A 24356-nucleotide genomic window follows, 5' to 3' on the forward strand; every position below is an offset into this window, starting at 1 on the left:
GCTAGGGCTGTTAAATCCGATAGCTCAATATATGAGTAAAATGTGTACTGAATATAAAACCGTACTCAGTTCGATTGAATACCGTGGTACAGGCGAATTTCATGACTTATCGGTGGAGTTGTTTGGTCACCGAAAAGATTTACTCCATGCAGATACTTTACCTGATGATCCAAAAAATATTGGCAAAACAAGTACGCTTAAGCAAGCTAGGTATTGATGTAGAAGCCATAATCAGTGATGGTATTGTCAGCGATGCAGCTGCGGAAGCTAATAATATTAAGTTTAATCAAGATGTTAAGTTTTCACAGCGTGAATTAGATATTTAGGGAGTGCACGAGGGCTGAATCTATTGATATTTATCGAGATCATGTAGCGCAAGGTTTAAGTAAAGGTGAAAGCTACACCTTAGCACAACGAGTATTTAGAGGCAGTACACCGACAGGTTGACTGTTTATTAAAGATATTGATTATTAAAGGCTTTTTTGATTTATAACCTTATCCGCGTGGCGATTCAACTTGGCCGTATTGACCATTGACCCGTTACCTTTGTTGTTAGTCGGGAAAATTTCGATTGATGATTTTAGATTAATCTCGCAATTACATGATTTAGGCGTGATTGAAGACCCAAAATTTGTGCCACCGCACTTTAAAGATTTACGTGGTTTGCAACAAGGCTTAATTTTGGTCGGTTTATTGGTACTTGTCGTTTGAACAATTAGAAAATTATTATTAGTCTTTGTTTCTATAAGTGAGCTAAGTTGTAAATATTTTGATACAAATTTGTGGTGTTTCATTTATTTTTATTGAAGGAACAGCTCGGAACCCCCTATGGGTACTGCATTTATTGCTTTTGAAGAAGATAAATCATCAATTTTGTTGTTAATTTGTTTATTTTGTATTTTTGTTGTAAAAATTGATACGTCAGTGAAAATTAATTAGTTAGGAGTCTCTTGTACAATGCATTTCCTTGCTTTGCTCAGCCCTAATGTATTTAGTTTATATAAGCTTTTAAAATCGTTTACATAAACTCTGTTTAGTTTGAACTGATAACCGATTTTTTCGGTTAAATAATTATACTTCAGGGAATCAATATGAAAAATAATAAAATATTTAAAAAAGCAGCCCTATGCGCTGCTATATGTTCTTCTTTAACATTCTACTCTTCATTATCATCTGCAAGCAATGTTGATGGATCAATCAAAGGTGTTGTTGTCCAGCAACAAACTGATGCACCTTTAGCTGGTGCATCAGTTATCATTACCAATGAACAAAATGGTTATAGCAAGACTTTGGTTGTTGATAAAAATGGACAATTTAACTTGAATTCAATTCCAGTTGGACAATATAACATCCGTATTGAACAGCAAGGTTATCAAACTTCAGAATTGAAAGATGTAACAATCGGGATTGGTAAATCATCAAGCCTTGAAATTGAAATGACTAAAGGTGATGTTGAAGTTATATCGGTTACTGGCAGCCGTATTGCTAGAGTAGATGTAACAAGTTCGGAAGCTTCTTTTAATATATCTGCTGAAGAACTTAATCGTTTACCAGTCGCGCCAGATATAACATCTGTGGCTTTATTAGCACCAGGTGTAAACTTAGGTGACTCACGATTTTCAGATGCAAAAGGCAACTCTTTGGCTAGCTTTGGTGGTGCATCGCAGGCAGAAAACGTCTATTACGTAAATGGTTTGAATATGACAAACTTCCGTAATGGTGTAGGCGGCGCTTCAATTCCATTTTTAGCTTATAAAGATTTTCAAGTAAAAACAGGTGGTTACTCTGCTGAGTTTGGTCGTTCGACTGGTGGTGTTATAAGTTCTGTTACCCAATCAGGTTCTAATGAATTCAAGTTTGGTTTACAACATCGTCAAAACATAGACTCACTTTATGGTGATCGTCCAAGTTCATACTATCAAACAGATGATTGCAGTCAAAAAATTGTTGATGGTGAGATACAGGAAACATGTTCAAATCGAATTGGTGATGTGATTTCTGATAATAGCAAGGACAGTCGTAAGTCTAGTCAAACAGACATTTTTGCAAGCGGTGCAATTATAGAAGATACACTTTTCTTTTACGGGCTTTATGAAATGCGTGACACCGAATACACTGATTTAATTAATCGTGGTAATGGTATTAGCGTTCGAACAGATGACGACCCATATTATTTAGCTCGCTTAGATTGGCACATAAATGAAGACCATAGTTTAATGGCATGGGTATTCAATGATGAAAGTACTCAATATACAACTGACAGTAGTTATGACGAAAATGGAAACATTGAAGCCGGAAGTGATTTAAACTCTAATACTGCTTCAGGCGGCCAGAGTTGGTCTTTACGGTATAACGGTAACCTTACTGATTATTTATCAATCTCAGCAATGGCTGGTAAAGTGGAGTTTAATGATACAACACGAGCTGATGGCTCTGATTGTCCGGTAATCTATGATCTAACGGCAGGCCAAAATTTGGGTTGTTGGGCTTCTTTTACAATTGAAACAAACAGTGATGAGCGTGAGCAGTACCGCTTTGACGTAGATTGGTTAATATCAGATAATCATAACCTTCGTTTTGGCTATGATGCAGAGAAAAATACTTCAACTAGCCAAGTTAATTTATCTGGTGACATCTATTATGCTTACCAAAACTATGAGGCAGGCGCAGTACTTCCAAATGGATATACAATCCAAGAGTCTGATCGTTATGCTCGAGTTCGTAATTATGAAGTAGGCGGCTCGTTTGGCATAAATAATTCAGCGTTCTATCTTGAAGATATTTGGAATGTAACAGAGCAATTAACTCTAAATATTGGTCTTCGTTGGGAAAGCTTTGAAAACTTAAACGCAGACGGTGAGACGTTTGTCGAAATGAAAAACCAGTTTGCTCCGCGCTTAGGCTTAGCTTATGATATTTTCGGAGACGGTGAACATAAAGTTTTTGCTAATTTAGGTCGTTATCACCTGCCTGTAGCTTCAAATACAAATGTTCGTTTAGCTGGTTCTGAACTTTATACCCATGATTACTATGAGCTAGATGGTGTAGGTGCAGATGATGTTCCAGTTTTAGGTCAGAAGTTGGGTGATACAGTAGTCTTTGGTGATGGTACAGCACCAAGCCCTGTAAGTGTTAGAGATTCAGGGCTTCAAGCAATGTATCAAGATGAATTTATCCTTGGTTATCAGGGTATGATTAATGATGATTGGTCAGCAGGTATTAAATTCACTCGTCGTGAGCTTAAAAGTGTAATTGATGATGCGAGCGCCGAACAAGCATTTGCTAGTATTGGCATCGATGATGATCACTTTTTATTGTTGAATCCAGGTGAAGGTGTATCTTTTGAGTATGATGCAGACGGCGATGGAACGTTAGAGCAATATGACTTTACTGCTGAGCAATTAGGTTATCCTGATGCTAAAAGAAATTATAACTCAGTAGATTTAATGCTAGAGCGTGCATGGGATGGTCAGTGGATGATGAAAACCACTTATACATGGGCACAAAGCTATGGTAATGCTGAGGGTTATGTAAAATCAGACAATGGGCAGGATGATGCTGGCTTAACTACTGATTGGGATTTTCCATACTTAATGGATGGTGCATATGGTTCATTACCAAATGATCGTCGTCACTCACTTAAAATATTTGGTTCTTACGCGTTAACAGAAGAGTTAGTTATGGGTATTAATACTCGCCTAACTTCAGGCAGGCCTCGTAACGCTCTAGGTGCAGGTTATGCTCCTGATCAAGATGCTTACCATTATGGTGATACCTATTATGTTGGTGATACCAAATTTAGTCGTGGTAGCTTCGGTAGAACACCGTGGACTGCTACTGTTGATATGAATTTCAAGTATGATTTGAGCAATATAGACTTATTTGAGTCTGCTTATGTTGCATTGAATGTTTATAACTTATTTGATGCCTCTAATGTGACTAATTACGAAGAAATTGCTGAAAATGATGCAGCATTCAATGCAAATGCTCAATTTGGAGTTCCAGTTTCTTGGCAGGCGCCACGAAGAGTTGAAATGATATTTAACATGATGTTTTAACTTTAAAAGTTAAAGTTTTAACATTTGATTCAGCAAAGCACTAAACGAAAGTTTAGTGCTTTTTTACTTTTGAAGTAGTGTACAATTAAATACACAACATTATGAGTTGGTTTGGGTAGAGCAATTTAACCCGTTAAAACTTGGCTTTGTACTTGCTCATTTAATACAACCACTTCTGCACGTTTAAAAAAATTAAAGTCTGTCGCGGTGGCTAATGTGTATGCCCCCATCATACGGCTGATGATTAAATCACCGTTATTTAATTTAGGTAACATAATTGCTTCACTTATGACATCGATGCTGTCACATGTTGGGCCTGCTAATACTGATTCTACGCGCTCACCTTCTTGTTTTAGAGAGTCGATAGGGTATGCGGCTTCATCAAATATTAAACCACTGAAAGAACCATATATGCCATCATCTAAATAGTACCAAGGTTTGTCTTCTCTAACAGCTTGCCCCATGACAGATGCTACACTTGTTACACAACTTGCAACAATGAAGCGGCCAGGCTCTGCAATAACCCTTACTGTTTCTGGCAGTTTTGCCAATGCGTCATTTATTGGCGCGCAGAACACATCAATAAGCAGTACATCTTTACTATAAGGTACCGGGAAACCACCGCCAATATCCAAGGTGCTAAGGGCAGGTAAGCCTAACTCAGCAATGCGCTGTATTACAAGATTACACGCTTCAATAGCACTAACGTATTTTGTTGGGCTAGCTGTTTGTGAGCCAACATGGAACGATAGACCTTTAATACGAATACCAAGCTGTTTAGCATAGGTAATAATTTCAATGGCCATTGCTGGACTACAGCCAAACTTTTTCGAAAGATCGGCAAAGGCATCGGCGTTACGAAAGCTCAAACGGACTAAAAGCTCAACGCTTTCTTTGTAAGCTATAAATTTTTCAAGCTCATTGATGTTATCAATAACAAACACATTACAACCATATTCAAGGGCATCACGAATATCAGCATCACGCTTGATTGGGTGAGTGTGAATCGTACGCTCGCTTGGTACGCCTTGGCTGGCAACTAAAGCAACTTCACCGCTGGTGGCTAAATCAAAACACGCACCTTCTTCTAATAAAGTGCGTACAACAGCGGCGTGAGGTAATGGTTTTAATGCAAAGTGTAGCGTAACACCTGGTAATGCATTGCAAAGTGAACGATATTGAGTGCGAACAGCTTCGCAGTCTAGCACCATTAAAGGCGCACCGTGCTGGGCAACTAATCGTTCAATTAATGTGTTAGACGGTTGTGCAATTTCATCATGAATAGGTTGGTTTGCAGCAACCGTTGATGCAGGAACTTTGATTGTTACGTCAATTGATAAAGCCATTATATTCTCCGAGTAAAGCAACTGCAGGGGTATGTTTTATCCACATGGCAGTTGAGTGTCATTAAGTGCGTTAAAACCAAACAATGATTGATTTCATACAGTCAAATCACTCTTGGATAGTTGCTCTATTGCCTTGCTACAAACTAGATTTGTAATGTACTCGGATTGGCTATCATCAAGAAGCGGCGAGATATTAATCTCGGTTTATAATTTATGCAACAGTTATTTTGAGTATTATTTAATTTAGTTTGCATCTTGGCGAATAGGGAGATTTAGTCGCTATAGTGGCGAACAATAATATTAATTGATTGATTCAGACGGTGACAAATTATATTTGTTTTTGAATTCTGACAACATATTAGTTGCGGTTTGTTTATCAAATGCAGAAAAGTGTGTTTTTTTGATAAAATTATACATCTGAGGTGTCGACATATAAGCATTAATAATATCGAGTGCTTTACTGCCTTCTGGGGTTCGGCTACAAGCAAAGTGGCCAGTTACAAATTCTGGGTATTCAGCTATTTTTCGGCTATCGAGAGTGGCTAATTGTTCATTTGTTAGTAATGTTTTCATTACTGAGTCGTAATTGATTATAAAATTGACTCGTTTGTGAAGTAATAGTTGAGCTAATTGAGTGAAGCTATCTGCGCCATGAAGTGACACTACTTGATCATGATAATTGCTAAACATTTTATCAAGCTGCTCATAACTTACTGATGATACAACGCCAAACGTTTTATACTGAGCAAGTAGTTTAGACACTGATACGGTTTCAGGCAGGTTTTTAAGTGTTTCTTTATCACCATATATTTTGCGTTGAATATGCATTGATGTTGGTATGTGAGAAAACTCAAATAGCTTCTCTCTTTGGGGAGTTTTGATAATATTATAACTGCATACAGCTTCGTCACTTTCGAGACGGTGTATCAAACGGGCATGATTTGTCCATTGAAACGTAGTGGTAAATTCATCTTTTAGTGCATGGGAAAAGGTATCATAGAAGAGTTTATCTGATGTCCTCTCGATATTATCATCTTTTAATGCGCGAGAGAGAATAACTAAAGAATCTTTTGCTACTGCTGATGAGCACGATAAAATAAAAACAATTAAGCAGCTTATGATACTCAAAAGCCTCATTCTGAGATACCCCAATTAATTAACAGTAGAATTATAGTATGACATAAAAAAGCCCCGTAAGGGGCTTAAAGGATATTCTACTTTATTAACGCGCGTTAGTGCTTTCAAATATCTTATCTGCTGAGGCTGCAACAAAACCAGTATAGATTTCGCCATCGGGTTTGTTATAACGCAGGGCAAACTCATAAAAACAGCTAGGTACACTCATTTTTCCATCGCTAAACTCTACCGCAAAGTCATCCGCGAGAGTTGATGATTGTTCTAATAAAACCTCAGCAGACCCTTTAACTTCACCACCAGATGTATTCAATGCAAAGCCTGCATCTTTAAGGGCTTGGTTAACGTCTTCAATATTATCAAACTTTGCAAGTTCATTAATATTCACCGTAAAGTGATTCGCACGGTAACCCCATGCTGACATCCATGCAGCATATTCGCTTTCCGCTAGTAATTTTTTATATGTATCAGAGCTTACTTGCCAATGCGTGCCTGAGTATAAAAAGTTATCGTTAGTAACAGCATCAGCATCAATACTGTCAACCATATCATTAACGATAGCCTGTAGCTCTGGTGAGCATTTATCTACCAGTAATTCAGAGATAAATACTTTAGGCTGTGTCGTATCTGGGTGCTCATAATGCTTAGCATACAGTTTTTTTGCTTCAAAGTGGTATTCACCACACTCTTTATAGCCAACGGCTAAAAAATGGGCCGCTAGTTTTTCAAGGCCAATTTTTTCATGGTTAAAGGTACGCAGTGCAATGTGATCATTAATGATGTCATCTTTTTGCGTTGATCCAAGTAACTCATGTACTTTTACGGCCGATGGTGTAACAGCTAAGTAGTTTTGCCATAAGTTTTCAAATAATGTATTTACATCTGTGTGCATTTTAATTCCTTAATTTTTTGACTGTTTCGTCTGCTAATTATTCTATTATTAAGCCCGGCGCGAGGGTTGCTGGTAAATTAACGTGATCTGCTTCTACTGATGAAACAGGATATGAGCAGTAATCAGCAGCATAGTAGGCGCTTGCTCTATGATTACCACTGGCTCCTATACCACCAAATGGCGCGGCGCTTGATGCACCTGTGATAGGGCGGTTCCAGTTAACAATCCCAGCACGTATACGCTTTAAGAAATGTTGGTAATCTGTGGCTGAATCACTTAATAACCCTGCTGATAAGCCAAAAGAGGTATTATTTGCCTCCATAATAGCGCTATCAAAGTTGTCATAACGATATACTTTTATCAGTGGACCAAAATGCTCTTCATCGGGCATTTCGCTGATGTGGGTAACATCGATAATTCCCGGGCTGACAAAGCCCGTACCAGCCTCTAAGTGTTGTAGCTCAACCAATGGCTTAGCGCCTAAATCAATCAGGCTTTGCTGAGCCTTGAGCATGCCAAGCGCTGCTTGCTCACTGATCATCGCCCCCATAAATGGTTGTTGCTCAGCGAAGCTGTCAGCCACCACGATATTTTTAGTTGCTTCAATAAGCTTTGCTAAAATCGCATCACCATTTTGACTTTTTTCGATAAAAACACGGCGCGCACAGGTACAGCGTTGCCCAGAAGTGATAAAGCCAGACTGAATGATATCGTGAGCTGCTGCGCTAATATCAGCTACATCTTTAATAATTAGTGGGTTATTACCGCCCATCTCCAAGGCTAAAATTTTACCTGGGTGGCCGGCAAATTGCTTATGTAATATATGGCCAGTGTTTGAGCTGCCGGTAAAAAATAAGCCATCAATGTCTTTGTGGCTAGCAAGCGCTTTACCTGTTTCGACTTCACCTTGGACAAGGTTGATCACACCTTGGGGTAAGCCGGCTTTTAACCATAATTCTAGCGTAAACTGTGCAACATAAGGGGTTAATTCAGAGGGTTTAAATACCACGGTATTACCCGCTAAAATGGCCGGCACAATGTGCCCGTTTGGTAAGTGACCAGGGAAATTGTAAGGGCCAAATATAGCCACTACACCATGTGGTTTATGGCGTATAAATGCCTTTGCACCAGGCATAGGATTTTCAGTAGTGCCTGTGCGCTCATTATGTGCTTTGATAGAAATAGCGATTTTACCGGCCATTGCTCCCACCTCAGTACGCGTTTCCCACAATGGTTTGCCAGTTTCTTTAGCAATAATGATAGCGAGTTCTTCACTATTGTCTTTTAACAGAGCTGCAAATTTTTCAAGGATGTTAATACGTTCTGAAATTGGTTTGTCAGCCCATTCAACCTGCGCGTTACGTGCGGCTAGAATGGCGCTATCAACCTGTGCAGGGTTTGCAGTAGCACCCTGCCAAATAATGTCACCATTACTTGGGTTGATTGAATTAAATGAATGCCCTAGGCCTGCTTGCCATTGGTTATTGATTAACTGTGTATTGATTGATTCTGTACTCATAATATTCCTACTGCGGTTACAGGCGGAAAAATCGCGCTGCATCCCCTTGTTTTAATTTAAGTGCTTGAGCAACGGCTTGGCTTACAATTAAGGTATGCTTGGCATGATTATAATGGGCATGTTTGGTGAAGGTCGCTCTGAAGTCGCTCACCCCTTGATTACAAATTGCTAAAGTATCAGAGCTTTGCTCGTCTACGTAATCAAGCTCTCCAATTGATATTGGGCATACAAGTGACTCTCGTACGCTGCGAATGTTACCTAGCTTGGCTTCCACGGTAGGCCCTGCATCAAATAAGTCTACATAGCCGCGGTGCTCAAAACCTTCTTTTTCAAGAAGTTTAAGTGCGGGCTTTGTTTTTTCGTGTACTTTGCCGATTACTGCTTGTGCTTTTTTACTAAGTAAATTGGCATAAATAGGGTATTTGGGCATTAATTCACTAATAAACACCTTATCACCTAAACCGACAAGGTGATCAGCTTGAGGAAATTCAATACTAAAGAAATGCTCTTCTAACCATTGCCAAAAAGGTGAGTGACCATCTTCATCACTTACTCCACGCATTTCGGCGATAATGGTATCGGCAAAGCGTTCACTGTGTTGTGCCATAAATAAAAAGCGAGAGCGGGATAAAAATCGCCCGACGAGACCTTGTCTGCTAGCTTCACGTAAAAATAAGGTACAGATTTCAGAGCAACCTGTGTAGTCGTTACACATGCTGAGTATATCAACTGTATTATAAACGTTGAGAGTACGTGAGTGATGAACGGTTTTGCCTAGGTGGTAATGATACAAAGGGACGTTCAGCCCAACCGCAGCTTCTATTGCGGTTGTACCAATAACATCGCCTGTTTCACTGTCTTCGAGTACGAAAAGGTAACTCTCATCGTGGGGCTGATTAATCTCTTTAGAAAAGCTACTTTCAGCACGGGCAATTTTTTCTTGTAAAAGTTGATCGTCTACAGGGAGTGATGTAAACCCATGCCCAGACTCAATCGCAATTTGTTTAAGTGCTTCAAAATCATTAGCCGTTATAGGACGTAATACTTGCATTATTTCTTGCTCCATTAGCGCCCCGCATTTCACTAGGGCGCTAAAATAGATTAACCTTTTACAACAGCCGCAACCGCTTTTTCAAAACGCGCTAAACCTTCTTTAATGTCTTCAAGTGGGATCACTAAAGATGGTGTAAAACGAATCACATTAGTGCCGGCTACTAAGCTCATTAAACCTTGTTCGATACTGGCAACTAAAAAGTCTCGCGCGCGACCTTCAAATTGCGCATTGAGAACTGCACCTAATAGTAGACCTTTACCACGCACTTCACTAAACACATCATATTTTTCATTGATTGCAGCAAATCCGGCACGGAATAATTGTTCACGTTTTTTCACGCCTGCAAGTACGTGTTCAGTATTAACTGTGTCAAAGGCAGCTTCGGCCACTGCACACGCTAGTGGGTTTCCGCCGTAAGTTGAGCCATGAGTACCTACTTTTAAATGCGCAGCGATATCTGTTGTAGTGATCATTGCACCGATAGGGAAACCGCCGCCAAGTGCTTTAGCTGTAGTTAAAATATCTGGTGTTACAGCTAAGTCTTGATATGCATAGAGAGAACCTGTGCGGCCTACACCTGTTTGTACTTCATCAAAAATAAGCAGGGCATTATGTTTGTCACACAATGCGCGAACGCCTTTGATAAACTCAGCTGAGGGCGAAATAATCCCGCCTTCACCTTGTAGTGGTTCCATCATAACGGCACAGGTTTTATCACTAATTAGTTTTTCAAATGCTGCAAGGTCATTGTAATCACAGTGATCAATAGCGGCAGGTTTAGGGCCAAAACCATCTGAATAAGCTGCTTGTCCACCTACAGTGACTGTAAAAAATGTACGACCATGAAAACCTTTATTAAATGCAATTATTTGTGTTTTGTCTTCGCCATGTACATCTAGTGCAAAGCGACGAGCAAGTTTTAGTGCGGCTTCGTTAGCTTCTGCGCCAGAGTTAGCAAAGTAAACTTTGTCTGCAAATGTAGCATCAGTGATTTTTTTAGCTAAGCGCAGTGCAGGCTCATTGGTCATAACATTTGATAAGTGCCAAATCTTCTCACCTTGCTCTTTTAAAGCATTTACAAGTGCAGGGTGGCAGTGGCCTAAACAGTTAACGGCAATACCACCGGCAAAATCAATAAACTCTTTATCATTTTGATCCCACACACGAGAGCCTTCACCACGAACGGGGATAACTTCAGATGGATTATAGTTAGGGACCATAACTTCGTTGAATAAATCTCTTGTTACTTGCATTTGACGCACCTTAAATTGAAAAAAGATATTGATTGCTAAACTATTTTATTGTTTATTTGCAACCAAATAATATTGCCCTAAGGGCTAGGTTATTTTTATAACTCTATTATCTAGTTTCGTTAGTTAAATTTGCAGTGCTAAATTGTGTAAAATGATTATAATAAAAGTCATATTGATGAATTGAGTTATCAAAATGATTAGTAAGCAGGATGAAAAGTTACTCGCTATTTTACGCACTAACGCCAGAGCTAGTATTTCAGACTTAGCCAGGGCATTGAATTTATCGCGTTCAACAGTTCAAAGTAGAATGCTAAAGCTTGAGGAAACAGGAGTCATAAAAGGTTACAGTGTTGATTATGGTGAGGCGTATTTAAATGCCATGGTTGCAGCGCATGTGTCTATTAAAGTAAAGCAAAAGCTCACCACAAAAACGAACTTAGAACTTAAGCAAATTGACGCCATTTCTCAATTATACGCAATCAGTGGTGAGTTTGACTTAATAGCCGTTGTACAAGCTCAGAACTTGGAAAAGCTAAGCCATTTACTGGATGATATAGGTAATCTAGACGGCGTCGAAAGAACTACATCATCGGTTATTTTAGAAACTAAGTTTAATCGTTAATTGATGTAATGAGTTAAATAATAGTAGTGATGCTGTTATTGTGTTGGAGCTGTGCGAATAACTTTTTTTTCTACTTCATCAAGCTTCACTACATATGCATTACCACCAATGCCTTTGAACTCTTCATCGGTAAAAATTAGCGTGTTTTCGTCATAAAAGGTAATAGCTTCTTTTTGTGTAACAATACCTAAATCTATTAATGACACGTCACCAGAGAAAAACTTGTCGCCTTCAAAGTTTTCAAAAAGCCAAATACTGGTTGAGTCTAGTAGCACTAGCTTTTTGCGATCAGGGCTCAAAGCAGCTGACGTGATCCAACATAGTTTTTCCATGGTGGTACAGGTTTGAAATGAATCTATCAATTGGGCATCAAAGTTTGCTGCATGATCACCCACTTTATAAACATTGGTGATGCCATCGAAGGGCTTGGTTCTATTTTTAGTAAATAAATATAAGTGTCGACCAAAAGAGACAAATGCTTCTAAATCAAAGTTACGTTTATCTGGAGCAACAGGTTTATCGCCGAGCTCAGGATAAGTGAATTTAATTATTTCAGCTTGAGTTGTATCGCCTTTGATATCGATAGGATTTTCAATTTTATAAATTGTTAGCCACTTTCGCTCTTGTTTGTTATTGCCGAAGTCACCTAAAAAGAAATGGCCAAAATCGTTTTGAGTCATATCTTCCCAGTCAATATTCTTGGCATTGGTAACCAGTACTTCTTTGGAAATGGAACCATCATCAGCCAAACGATACAGTTTAGCATCATCGCCGCCGTCGTTAATCGCCCAGAGTTGCATGGATTTGTCGAATTCAATACCCGAAATTTCTTTTAAGCGCGGATCAACTGAGACTTTCTTTTTACTATAAAGAGTATAAATAGATGTGCCAATGACAGCACTTACACCAATGATAAAAATCATTAATGTGACATAAAAGCTTTTTTTAAGCATAAACGTTTGAAGGAGATATTAATTTTTGACTATTATGCTGTATTTTGTATTTGATTACTATGTTAAAGCTCTTTTGCGTCACTTTCTAATTGCCACACACCAGTCCCTGTTGCTGCAATATGATTCACATTTCCTTGCAATACTTTACAGCCAACATTTACCGATGATTGCGGGCGGCTGACAAGGTAGCCTTGTACGCTGCTAATCCCCATTCTTTTAACTAGCTCAAATTGTTCTAACTGCTCAACACCTTCAGCCACAATTTTCAGGCCTAGCTTTGTCCCCAGCTCACTAATTGAGTTAAGTATTTCATTATATTTAGGATTCTCATTAGCTTGAGCAATAAAGAGTCGGTCTATTTTGATAACGTCTATAGGCAAGTCGGCCAGGGTGCTCAGCGAGCTAAAACCTGTCCCAAAATCGTCAATGGCAATCGTTACGCCTTCTTTACGTAACTTTTCAAGCTCATTAATAATACTGTCACTGGCGGTGATCAGTGTTGATTCAGTTATTTCAAGCATTAAAGCTGTAGCAGGAAGCCCGGTTTTGGCAAGCTTTGCCATAACCCAGTCACAGATTGGTCGGTGTTTTAATTGAATACCTGATACATTGACAGAAATCTTTACCTTACGCATACCAGCATTGTGCCATGCAGACATTTGTCGGCAAGATTCAAGCATAATCCAGTCACCAAGTTCTAAAATTAAGTTGGACTCTTCAGCAATTGGAATAAATTCGACCGGAGAAATAAGCCCTTCAACGGGGTGATCCCACCTTACTAAAGCTTCAAAGTAATCAATAGCACAATCTTCAACATGAACAATTGGCTGAAACGAGAGATGAAAGTTTTGACACGCTATTGCTAAACGTAGCTCTTCGAGTAAGTAATGATATCGGCGCATTTTATTGCCCATTTCAGGGGAATACACTTTGAAGATACCGCGCCCGTCGGTTTTTGCTCGGTACATGGCAACATCGGCCATTTGCAATAAGGCATGCGGGCTTGAAGCGCTTTCAGGGTAAACTGCAATACCCACACTGGCACTAATTTTTATAAGTTTATTACCGAGGACAAAATCGCGTTCAATTTCATTTAAGACGTTTTGTGCTACATCTAAAGTTTTGGTGTCAGAATCAATATTATTAATGAATATAGAGAATTCATCGCCGCCTAAACGGGCAAGGTTTTGCTCCAACATGCTCGTAGGGTTTACATCATTAAGGTTATGATTACGTAATACATTAGCTAAACGTTCGGCAACTTGAATCAGCACTTCATCGCCAAAACTATGTCCAAATGAGTCATTTACTTGTTTGAAACCATCTAAATCAATAAATAGCAGAGCACAGTGTATTTTTTCAATCTCAGCATTGTTTAGTTGTCTATCTAAATGCTCAATATAAGCATGGCGATCGATAAGTTGGGTAAGTTTATCTTGGCTAATACTAGTTTGTGTTTCTCTAGCATAGGTTGAAATATGGGTGTTTAAGGCGGCTAGAGCTTGGTTTAAACGAGTAACTGAGTTACTAACTTCGAGTGAAGAAAGCTGAATATTAAAAGATGATAATAATTTATCTGTTTGTAAGTTCAGTTGCTCGATGTTTATATTCTGCTGTTTAAGACGTTTTAGGTTTCCTAAATACCAGGTAATCAAAAGCCCCATTAAGATTAAAATGATGATATTGGCTGGTGAAAGTAAGGTGGATACCAGTAAAGTGGATGACTTAGCTGTGACAAATTCAGTGTCAGTTATTTTGACTAATAGAAAATCACCGTCGGCACTGGTGATCACTTGATGGCCGCTCAAAATCGGGTTGTACCAAGGTGGCATAGTAAGTTGAGTATCGGCAGCAGGAAATGTACGGATAGCAATGCTAGATTGTTGTGGATTAATATTATTAATCTGTTTTGTTAATAGAACATTTAACCCATAACAAAAAACAATAAGGGTTATTACAGCAATACTGAGAGTACGAAAAATTTTAGTCATTCCACTAAGCCATTGTGACCCCAATTTATTATTAATACTTACTTATGGGGAGGAGAACTTTTTTTCAGTATATAGCGTGTGGGTAAAAGAGACAAATGTTTAAGTAGTTTCATAACTTAAAAAGGTACATGTATTGTTTTAGAGTAGATAATCTATTGTGTTGATTGAGATTTTTTATCTATTCGCATTAGTTTATTTCACTTTACCTATGGCAAAGTTTTATCTACTTTGTAAAATCGGATTTGTTTAATAACTAAACACTGGTTTAGATCTTGCAAATCTTGATTCTTTCCAGCATGAAAGAAAACAAATTTACTATTTTTTGCACAGTCTTAGTGCGCAATTATTTTTATTGCACTGTCATAATGCATAAATAATAGTCTGATTAACTAATACTATACACCCCGGCAGATGTTGAGCAGTTGAACACAGCACGGTGCACAGATAAATAAACTTTAAGTTTAGTTGGAGCCCGCTATGTTAAGTAAACGATTTTTTAAGACCAAAGATGAAGCAGAAGTAACATTTGAGTTTAGCCATCCTGAGGCAGAAGACGTGCAACTTGTCGCTGAATTTACCGACTGGCAACCTGTTGCGATGAAGTTTAATAAAAAACAACAGTGTTTTAAGATTAAACAACGCTTACCTAATGATCAGCAATTTCATTTTAGATACTTAGTCAATGGCAGCATCTGGGATAATGACCACCAAGCTGATGGCTATATAGCTAACAATTTCGGCACAGAGAATAGTATCGTTAATACGCAACGCGCATAAGGTGGTGTAATGGAGTCACTTTCGCAGTTGTTTTATCTGCACGGTATTGGCTATGAATACACTAAATATACTGGTGAGCAAATATTTTTTGGGCAAGATACCCGGTGTGCTGCATTAAGGGCATGTGGTATCGATACCGCTGATAGTAGCCAGATAGCACACTTGAATATAGCATTAGATGCGGCTAAATGGCTGCAGCTTGTGCCTAGTTGCAGTATTGTCGATGCTGAACAGCCATCATTAAAAATTAGAATTGATCATCGTTTACGCGATCAAACATGCGTAATTGAATTTGAATCAATTAATGTACCTACTATTGAAGTAGGGTTCAATGAGTTACCTTGCACAGGTGACTACGGCTTTAACGATATTACCTATCTCGAGTTTGAAGTTGCTTTACCGAAGCTACCTATTGGTTACCATGACGTAAGTGTTCAAGTGGCTTCGCAGCAAGCGAATACTGAGCTTTGGGTTACGCCTGAGCAGAGCTTTCAGGTATCCGATACAAAGCGTACTGGGTTATCTATTCAACTATATAGTTTAAAAAATAATGCAGGCTTTGGTGTCGGCGATTTTGCTGACTTACTTGATTTGGTAACTCAGGCTGCAAAATTGAAACTCGATTATATTTTGCTAAATCCACTGCACTTATTATTTGCAGATGAACCAGAACGAGCGAGTCCTTATAGTCCGAATAATCGCGCCTTATTAAATCCGCTTTATATTTCGGTTGGTCTATGTGAAGACAGCCAGAGTAACACTGCTTTAATTAGCTATATGAATGAGTATAAACCGCCAGAGTCGGCATCACAGTATATAGATTACGCTCAGGTGAGTGAATTCAAATATACCTTGTTTGACTTGCTTTTTCAGCAGTTTACTAGCAGCGCAACAGATGAACGCTTAGCGCAGTTTGAGCACTTTTGCGCACAACACCAAACAACTTTAGCTACTTTGAAAAACGAAAATTATGAGTTTGCATGTTATTTACAATGGCAGGCGCATTTACAGTTAAATCAATGTCAGCAAAGTGCAAGAAAAAGCGGTATGTCTATCGGCCTTATCAATGATTTGGCCGTTGGTTGTGCCAGTGATGGTACTGAGCATATGACACAACAGCATTTATTCACGGAGTCCGCGTATGTTGGCGCACCGCCCGATCCGTGGGCTGAACAAGGCCAAAATTGGGGACTACCGGCTTTAAATCCCATAAAAATGGGAGATAACAAGTTTGCTTTTTATCGCGCTCTAATACGTGCAAATATGGAAGATGTAGGTGGTTTACGCATTGACCATGTTATGGCTATTAGGCGGCTTTGGTGGTGCTTTGAAAACCAAGGCCAACAAGATGGCTGTTATGTGTACTATCCGTTTGAACACTTATTGTCTATTCTAACTATTGAGTCGCATCTAAACGAATGTATCGTTATAGGCGAAGATTTAGGCGTGGTGCCACCAGAAGTAAAAACTGCCTTGGCAGATAAGGCTATTTTTTCTAATAGTTTATTTTATTTTGAAAAAGATCAACACAGTGAATTTCTACCCGCGCAGGCTTTTTCTCGGCACTGCTTACTGATGATTGCTAATCACGATGTCCCCCCTTTTTTTGGTTGGTGGCAAGCACAAGACTTGTGTTTAAAACGTGATTACAAGTTAATAAGTGACGAGCAATACAGTACAAGTTACACGCAAAGAGATATCGAAAAGCAGCGAATGTTAAGGTTTTTAGAGCAAAGTGGTCACATAGGTTACTCACTCGATTGTAACGCAAAAGAGATATATACGGCGTTAACAATCAGTTTAGCGCATTCACCTGCGCAACTTTTCGCAATTCAATTAGATGACCTTGATGAGCAAATTTTGCCGGTTAACATTCCTGGCACAGATAAAGAGTATCCTAACTGGCGTCGTGTACTTAACCATTCATCTGCCGATATTCTTACTCAACATGCTGCTTTGCTTAATGAAATTAATCTAATAAGGACGTGTTAATGAACAGTTCTGTTCAAACGAATTTAATAACTAACCAGTATGATGAACAGGTAATCGCACTAGAAAAAGGCTGCTTTAAAGATCCGTTTAGTTTTTTAGGGCCTCATAGTGCTGGAGTAGGAAAGCTTGAAATTCGGGGATATTTTCCAGGTGCAAGTAAGGTCGCTATTAAGCTCAACGAACAGCTTATACAGTGTGTACGTTACCGCGATTCTGACTTATATATTGCCCACGTATCGGCCACAGCTGAAGATGCCTACACTTTTGTAGTTGATTACCCTGATTGTCAAATAGAGGCACATGATAGCTATCGTTTTCCAAGTTTACTGGATCACGATGCTATGTATTTATTTAACGAGGGTACCCTTGAGCACGCGTATCGTCATTTAGGTGCACACTTTATCACTTCAGCTGGTGTCGCGGGTGTGCGTTTTAGTGTTTGGGCTCCGAATGCCAGTAGTGTCTCTGTAATTGGTGAGTTTAACCATTGGCAGAAAAATCAGCATTTTATGCGTTTTAATCCAAGTTGTGGTGTATGGGATATATTTATTCCTGAGTTAAAAGAAGGGCAGTGCTATAAATATGCAATTACCACAACCAGTGGCGGTGTTGTTGAAAAAGCAGATCCGTTTGCGTTTAAAATGCAGCAAGCACCAGGCACTGCATCGGTACTACAACACAGAAATAGCGCTATAAAGTTAACAGAAACAATGCGCAAGCAACGGATAAAACGTAATGCGATTGATGCACCCGTGAGCATTTATGAAGTTCATTTAGGTTCATGGCAGCGAAAAAACGAAAATAACTACCTTAATTATCACGAGTTAGCCGATAAGTTAATAACCTATGTTTTGCAGCAAGGGTTTACCCATATACAACTTATGCCGATCAGTGAATACCCGTTTGACGGCTCTTGGGGTTATCAACCTGTTGGGTTATTTGCTCCAACGAGTCGTTTTGGCGGGGTAGAAGACTTTAGGTATTTTGTCGAGCAGTGTCATAAAGCAAACATTGGGCTATTAATTGATTGGGTACCTGGGCATTTTCCAAGTGATCCTCACGGACTACATTGCTTTGATGGTACCCACTTATATGAGCATGCAGATGCTAGGCAAGGTTTTCACCCTGATTGGAACACCTATATTTATAATTATGATAGGCCTGAAGTACGCAGTTTTTTAATTGCGAATGCGATGTTTTGGCTCGAAGAATTTGCAATTGACGGGCTACGAGTTGATGCCGTTGCATCGATGCTATATCTAGATTATAGCCGTGAAGAAGGTCAATGGGTGCCTAACTGCTATGGTGGCCGCGAGAACTTGGGTGCGATTGAATGTTTAAAGCAGGTAAACCTTCGCAGTTATGCGAATAACCCAGGCATTATGATGGTTGCTGAAGAGTCCACTGCTTGGCCAGGCGTCACACGCCAAGTTGACCATGATGGGTTAGGGTTTGGCTATAAATGGAACATGGGTTGGATGAATGACAGCTTGCATTATATGCACCGTGATCCTTTATATCGTCAACATCATCATCATGAAATGACCTTCTCAATGGTTTATGCCTATAGTGAAAACTATATTTTACCGTTAAGTCATGACGAAGTTGTCCATGGTAAGGGTTCTCTCATTGAGAAAATGCCAGGCGATGATTGGCAAAAATTTGCGAATTTACGTGCTTATTATGCATTTATGTGGGCACATCCTGGCAAAAAGTTACTTTTCATGGGATGCGAGTTTGCTCAACGTAGCGAGTGGAGCCATGATAAATCCCTTGACTGGCATTTACTTGAACATCTTAGTCATGAAGGGATGCAAAAAGTGGTGCAAAATCTGAATCAGATTTACACATCAATTCCTGCATTGTACGAACTTGATAATGACCCAACAGGTTTTAGTTGGATTGATAGCCAAAACGCACAACAAAGTATTTTCAGTTTTGTCCGATACGCAAAAAACGCCAGTGATTATGTCATTGTGATTTGTAATTTAACGCCAAACAGCTATCAACAGTATCGGATAGGGGTGCCATCAAAAGGTGATTTTGAGGTGATTTTAAACACCGATGAACAACATTATTTTGGTTCAGGGTTTGAGGTATGTAATTCATTATTGAGTGCTCAATCACAGCCTAGTCATGGTCATAACCACAGCATTTTACTGTCATTACCTCCACTTGCTACTGTCTACCTTAAAAAGGTCTCTAATGAGTCTATCAATTGAATTAAACCAAGGTAAAACGTCCCCTTTAGGTGCATCAATAAACAGCAATGGCATTAACTTTGCGGTTTATGCCCCTTTAGCAAAGCAACTTTATGTATGTTTATTTGATTCAAGTGGTCATACAGAAGTGCTTAAACTTGCAATGAACAATAATGAAGGGGGGATTTGGAGCTTATTTATTACCCCTTTACCAGCAGGAACGCTTTACGGATATCGTGCTGAGGGAGAGTATCAGCCAAAGCAAGGGCTGTATTTCAATAGTCAAAAACTATTGATAGACCCTTATGCAAAAGACTTATTTGGTGAATTTACCTGGAGTGAGCGCCATTATAGTCAAATGCCCATAGGTACACTCAGCTCGGTGAATAATGCGATTGATATGCCAAAGTCTAGGGTCAGTGAACTGCAGCCTTATACGGGCTCTAAACCACAGCATAGTTGGGGCAAAACTATTATTTACGAATGTCACGTTAAAGGGGCGACTGCACGACATCCCGATATTCCGGCGCATTTACAAGGTAAATACTTGGGCTTGAGTCATGCTGTATTTATAGAACATTTACGTGATTTAGGCATTACAACATTAGAGCTTTTACCTGTACATAGCTTTATTAGTGAGCAGTTTTTAACGGGTAAAGGCCTACAAAACTATTGGGGTTATAACACCTTAAACTTTTTTACCCCGCATAAAGATTACTTAGTTAATGATGAAATAGCTGAGTTTCAAGAAATGGTTTCGCAATTACATAAAGCCCAGATCGAAGTTATCTTAGATGTTGTCTATAACCACACTGCTGAGGCAGGCACTGATGGACCTTTATTATCGTGGCGGGGTTTAAATAACCCAGGTTATTACCGTTCATTACACGATAACCCTCAAGTGTACATAAATGATACTGGTTGTGGCAACACTCTGAATATTGACGACTCGTACAGCTTAAAGATGGTGCTTGATAGTTTGCGCTATTGGGTTGAGATAATGGGCGTTGATGGTTTTAGGTTTGACTTAGCCACTATATTAGGGCGCACAGCACATGGTTTTACTCAAGCTCATAGTTTTATTCAAGCTATTAATCAGGACCCAGTATTGAGTAAGGTAAAACTGATTGCTGAGCCTTGGGATATAGGCCCTGGTGGGTATCAATTAGGGGCCTTTCCAGCGCCGTGGCGAGAGTGGAATGATAAATATAGAGATGTTGTAAGGCGCTTTTGGTGCGGTGAACATAATATGTTACCTGAGCTTGCTAAACGTTTACATGGCTCGTTTGATTTGTTTGAGCATAACTTACGCGGACCATTAAATAGTATTAATTTTATTACCAGCCATGACGGGTTCACGCTTGCAGATTCGGTCAGTTATAAAGAAAAACATAATGAGGCGAACGGTGAACACAATCGTGATGGGCACAGTGCAAATTATTCGTTTAACTGCGGCGTAGAAGGTTTTAGCGATGATCCCGAAATTACAGCACTGCGATTGCAGCAACAAAAAAATATGTTGCTCACGTTATTGTTATCCAAAGGTGTGCCAATGCTTGCATCTGGCAGCGAAATGGCGCATTCACAAGGAGGTAATAATAACGCGTATTGCCAAAATAATAGGACAAGCTGGTTGGCGTGGAAGGACTCGCAACGGCGTCATCCGTTAACTCGGTTTATTGATGATGTACTTACGTTGCGTAAAAAACATTGCGTATTTAAACACAGTGTATTTTTACATGATTCAGATAAGCGCTTTGCTGTGAATTGGTTTACTCAGCATGGTGAAACCATGCAAGAAAGCGATTGGCACGATGGCAGTAAGCAGTTTTTGATGTATAGCCTGCATGATAGACAGCTTGAGACTACGTTGCTGATTATTTTAAATGCAAGTGATGTAGTCGTTGAATGTTCACTACCAAAGGTAGAGCAAGGGAGTTGGCAACTAGAAGTGTCAAGTGTCGAGAAAATTACAGTCAAAAGTACTAAACAATTTAACGTTACTGCGCAGAGCAGTTGGGTTTTTCAGCTAATTTAGAAGGCGAATGTCATGGCTAATAATGGTGAACAAATGTGTATTGCAAAAGGGTGGCAAGATGCTCCTTTGATTGATGAAAGTACGTTGGAAGATGATTTATCTCGGCATTTTTACTATACCCTTGGGCGTGACAAAGTCGGGAAATCACAACTTTACTTATATAACGCGCTAGCCTTGACCATTCGTGATCGTTTAGTGGCACGGTGCAGAGCAACTAAACAACAAATGAACAGCGAGAAAAAACGCAAAACGGCCTACATTTCATTAGAGTTTTTAATGGGTAGGGCTATGGGCAATGCAATTTTGAACCTTGATTTAGATGAACAAGTCAGTCAAGCGCTTCAGCAATATTGCACCAATATTGAAGATGTCGCGCAAGCAGAGCATGATGCGGGATTAGGTAATGGTGGCCTTGGCCGCTTAGCCGCGTGTTTTTTAGATAGCTGTGCAAGTTTAGCATTACCGGTTATCGGTTATGGTATTCGCTATGAATATGGCATGTTTAATCAATCAATTGAAAATGGTCATCAAATAGAACAACCTGATAATTGGCTACGCGAGGGCCACCCATGGGAGCTAAGTGCTCCTGAGCAATCTCAACGTGTGAAATTTTTTGGTCATGTTGAAAGTTATATTGATAAACATGGGCGTGAGCACAGGCAATGGTTAAATAGTCATGATGTATTAGCAGTGCCTTACGATGTACCAGTACCAGGCTATAAAAATGACATTGTAAATACATTAAGACTTTGGAAGTCAGAAGCCACCGATGAATTCGATTTAAGTGAATTTAATGCTGGTAGTTACACCGAAGCAGTAGCACATAAAAACCTTGCCGAACAAATTACCATGGTGCTGTATCCTAATGACAGTAGTGAAAATGGTAAAGAGCTGCGACTGCGTCAACAATACTTTCTCTCTTCTGCCAGCTTGCAAGATACAATCGCAACTTGGGTATCACAACATGGTGAATCGTTTAGTGATTTTGCTGATTATCATGTGTTCCAATTAAACGATACACACCCTAGTATTGCTGTTGCAGAATTAATGCGGTTATTAATTGACGAACATGAACTCGATTGGGACGAAGCATGGCAAATTACAACCAAAACCATGGCTTACACCAATCATACGTTACTACCTGAAGCTCTTGAAAAGTGGTCAGTGTCACTATTTGCACGTTTATTACCTCGTATTCTTGAAATTATCTATGAAATCAATGCGCGTTTTCTAGCCCTAGTTGCACAAGCGTGGCCTGGAGATGTTGCAAAACAACAAGCATTGTCACTGATTGAAGAAGGTGCAGAGCCGCAAGTAAGAATGGCTTATTTAGCCATTGTCGGCAGCTTTTCAGTCAATGGTGTTGCAGCCCTTCATACTGAGTTACTCAAAGAAGGTTTGTTCAAAAAGTTTTGTGAACTATGGCCTGAGAAGTTTAATAACAAAACTAATGGCGTGACACCACGGCGCTGGTTGGCTCACTGTAATCCTAAATTGACCCAGTTGATCAGTGACAAAATTGGCGAGAGCTGGGTGGGGGAATTTTCCCAGATAAGCCAGCTACGTCGCTATTTTGATGATGCGACGTTTCATCAACAGTGGCAAACAGTCAAATTAGAAAACAAACAACGGTTAGTTGATTTGGTTAAACAGCGTTGTGATGTGCAATTTGATACAAGTATGTTGTTTGATGTGCAAGTAAAACGCATTCACGAATATAAGCGCCAGCTACTCAATGTATTACACGTGATTCACTTGTATGACCGTATTCGTCGCGGTGATACTGAAAACTTAGTCCCACGTTGTGTGCTGCTTGGTGGCAAAGCTGCACCTGGTTATTACATGGCAAAACGCATCATTAAGCTTATAAATAATGTTGCCCAGGTCATTAATAAAGACCCACTTGCTAAACCCTATTTACGTGTTGCTTTTTTACCTAACTACAACGTAACGGCAATGGAAACGATATGCCCAGCAACAGACTTATCAGAGCAAATATCAACTGCTGGTAAAGAAGCATCTGGTACCGGCAACATGAAGTTTATGATGAATGGGGCATTGACGATAGGGACGCTAGATGGCGCAAATATCGAAATTCGTGATGCTGTCGGTGCAGATAACTTCTTCTTGTTTGGCGCTAAAGCAGAGCAAATAGAATCAATTAAACAAAGTTATAACCCTTTACATATTATTCATTCAACACCTGATTTATGCAATGTGATGCAATTACTTGAAAGCGGACACTTCAATTTATTTGAACCAGGATTATTCGACGACATCATTGGTGCCATTAAAAGTCCACATGATCCTTGGTTAGTCGCACATGATTTTGAAAGCTATGTCAGTGCGCAACGGGATGTTGAAAGTGCCTACCTTAATCAACAGCACTGGACGCAAATGAGTATTTTAAATACGGCTGCCAGTGGTGTGTTTTCAAGTGATAGAACGATAAGCCAATACAGTGAAGATATTTGGCATTTAACACCGCTTAAACCAAACACGACAACCAACAGCACAGATTAATAC

The 24356-nt window shown here is 39.5% G+C and carries 17 protein-coding genes and 1 pseudogene; 10 read left to right on the top strand and 8 right to left on the bottom strand.

The genetic code is table 11. From position 1 onward, the window contains the following. The first annotated feature begins 7 nt into the window (after positions 1–7). The 4 genes and pseudogenes from QMA12_RS15690 (at position 8) to QMA12_RS15705 (ending at position 4058) form a co-directional block, all read left to right on the top strand. On the top strand, positions 8–217 hold the full coding sequence (locus tag QMA12_RS15690; protein ID WP_290210631.1) for a tyrosine/phenylalanine carboxypeptidase domain-containing protein: 210 nt from the start codon (positions 8–10) through the stop codon (positions 215–217). After that, positions 147–326, top strand: coding sequence for a DUF1704 domain-containing protein (locus tag QMA12_RS15695; protein ID WP_290210592.1), 180 nt, complete (start codon positions 147–149; stop codon positions 324–326). Before QMA12_RS15690 ends, QMA12_RS15695 begins: the two co-directional genes overlap by 71 nt. A 28-nt stretch (positions 327–354) precedes the next feature. Continuing rightward, positions 355–711 (top strand): annotated as a pseudogene (locus QMA12_RS15700) (tyrosine/phenylalanine carboxypeptidase domain-containing protein). Positions 712–1091: 380 nt separating this feature from the next. After that, a complete protein-coding gene (locus tag QMA12_RS15705) occupies positions 1092–4058 on the top strand; it encodes a TonB-dependent receptor (RefSeq protein ID WP_290210593.1) in 2967 nt (988 codons plus the stop codon). A gap of 125 nt (positions 4059–4183) precedes the next feature. Here the strand turns inward: QMA12_RS15705 and QMA12_RS15710 are convergent, their stop codons facing one another. The 6 genes from QMA12_RS15710 to QMA12_RS15735 form a co-directional block, all read right to left on the bottom strand. Then, positions 4184–5404 carry a type III PLP-dependent enzyme gene (locus QMA12_RS15710; RefSeq protein WP_290210594.1) on the bottom strand — a complete coding sequence of 407 codons (1221 nt, stop codon included), beginning with the start codon at positions 5402–5404 and terminating at the stop codon, positions 4184–4186. Positions 5405–5704: 300 nt separating this feature from the next. After that, positions 5705–6532: a transporter substrate-binding domain-containing protein gene (locus QMA12_RS15715; protein ID WP_290210595.1), complete on the bottom strand. Its 828-nt coding sequence runs from the start codon at positions 6530–6532 to the stop codon at positions 5705–5707. Between the two features lie 94 nt (positions 6533–6626). Further along, a complete protein-coding gene (locus tag QMA12_RS15720; protein WP_290210596.1) occupies positions 6627–7430 on the bottom strand; it encodes a DUF1338 domain-containing protein in 804 nt (267 codons plus the stop codon). Between the two features lie 37 nt (positions 7431–7467). Then, complete coding sequence (astD, locus tag QMA12_RS15725; RefSeq protein WP_290210597.1) at positions 7468–8949, bottom strand: succinylglutamate-semialdehyde dehydrogenase; 1482 nt, start codon at positions 8947–8949, stop codon at positions 7468–7470. Positions 8950–8965: 16 nt separating this feature from the next. After that, a complete protein-coding gene (gene astA / locus QMA12_RS15730) occupies positions 8966–10000 on the bottom strand; it encodes an arginine N-succinyltransferase (protein ID WP_290210632.1) in 1035 nt (344 codons plus the stop codon). A gap of 50 nt (positions 10001–10050) precedes the next feature. Continuing rightward, the gene (locus QMA12_RS15735; protein WP_290210598.1) at positions 10051–11256 is read right to left on the bottom strand and encodes an aspartate aminotransferase family protein; all 1206 of its coding nucleotides are present in this window, start codon (positions 11254–11256) and stop codon (positions 10051–10053) included. A 193-nt stretch (positions 11257–11449) separates the two neighbouring features. Between QMA12_RS15735 and QMA12_RS15740 the strand changes: the two genes are divergently transcribed. Next, positions 11450–11878: an Lrp/AsnC family transcriptional regulator gene (locus QMA12_RS15740; protein WP_087531560.1), complete on the top strand. Its 429-nt coding sequence runs from the start codon at positions 11450–11452 to the stop codon at positions 11876–11878. 35 nt (positions 11879–11913) lie between these two features. Here QMA12_RS15740 and QMA12_RS15745 read toward each other — a convergent pair whose 3' ends face one another. Together QMA12_RS15745 and QMA12_RS15750 are read right to left on the bottom strand one after the other, a co-directional pair. Next, entirely contained in the window at positions 11914–12831 is a 918-nt protein-coding gene (locus QMA12_RS15745) for a hypothetical protein (RefSeq protein WP_290210599.1), read from the bottom strand. Positions 12832–12893: 62 nt separating this feature from the next. Continuing rightward, a complete protein-coding gene (locus QMA12_RS15750; protein ID WP_290210600.1) occupies positions 12894–14822 on the bottom strand; it encodes a bifunctional diguanylate cyclase/phosphodiesterase in 1929 nt (642 codons plus the stop codon). Between the two features lie 477 nt (positions 14823–15299). On the opposite strand from QMA12_RS15750, the gene QMA12_RS15755 reads away from it, so the two are divergent. Genes QMA12_RS15755 through QMA12_RS15775 form a run of 5 tightly spaced genes read left to right on the top strand, consistent with a single transcriptional unit; the run spans position 15300 to position 24353 of the window. Further along, on the top strand, positions 15300–15599 hold the full coding sequence (locus tag QMA12_RS15755; RefSeq protein ID WP_290210601.1) for an isoamylase early set domain-containing protein: 300 nt from the start codon (positions 15300–15302) through the stop codon (positions 15597–15599). A gap of 9 nt (positions 15600–15608) precedes the next feature. After that, entirely contained in the window at positions 15609–17591 is a 1983-nt protein-coding gene (malQ, locus tag QMA12_RS15760; protein ID WP_290210602.1) for a 4-alpha-glucanotransferase, read from the top strand. Further along, positions 17591–19813 carry a 1,4-alpha-glucan branching protein GlgB gene (gene glgB / locus QMA12_RS15765; RefSeq protein WP_290210603.1) on the top strand — a complete coding sequence of 741 codons (2223 nt, stop codon included), beginning with the start codon at positions 17591–17593 and terminating at the stop codon, positions 19811–19813. The genes malQ and glgB overlap by 1 nt, the downstream gene beginning before the upstream one ends. Further along, entirely contained in the window at positions 19797–21830 is a 2034-nt protein-coding gene (gene glgX, locus QMA12_RS15770; RefSeq protein WP_290210604.1) for a glycogen debranching protein GlgX, read from the top strand. The genes glgB and glgX overlap by 17 nt, the downstream gene beginning before the upstream one ends. 12 nt (positions 21831–21842) lie before the next feature. Then, positions 21843–24353, top strand: coding sequence for a glycogen/starch/alpha-glucan phosphorylase (locus QMA12_RS15775; RefSeq protein WP_290210605.1), 2511 nt, complete (start codon positions 21843–21845; stop codon positions 24351–24353). Positions 24354–24356 lie beyond the last annotated feature (3 nt).

Origin of the sequence: Pseudoalteromonas sp. APC 3893, assembly GCF_030408095.1 — a bacterium.
Taxonomy (GTDB): domain Bacteria; phylum Pseudomonadota; class Gammaproteobacteria; order Enterobacterales; family Alteromonadaceae; genus Pseudoalteromonas.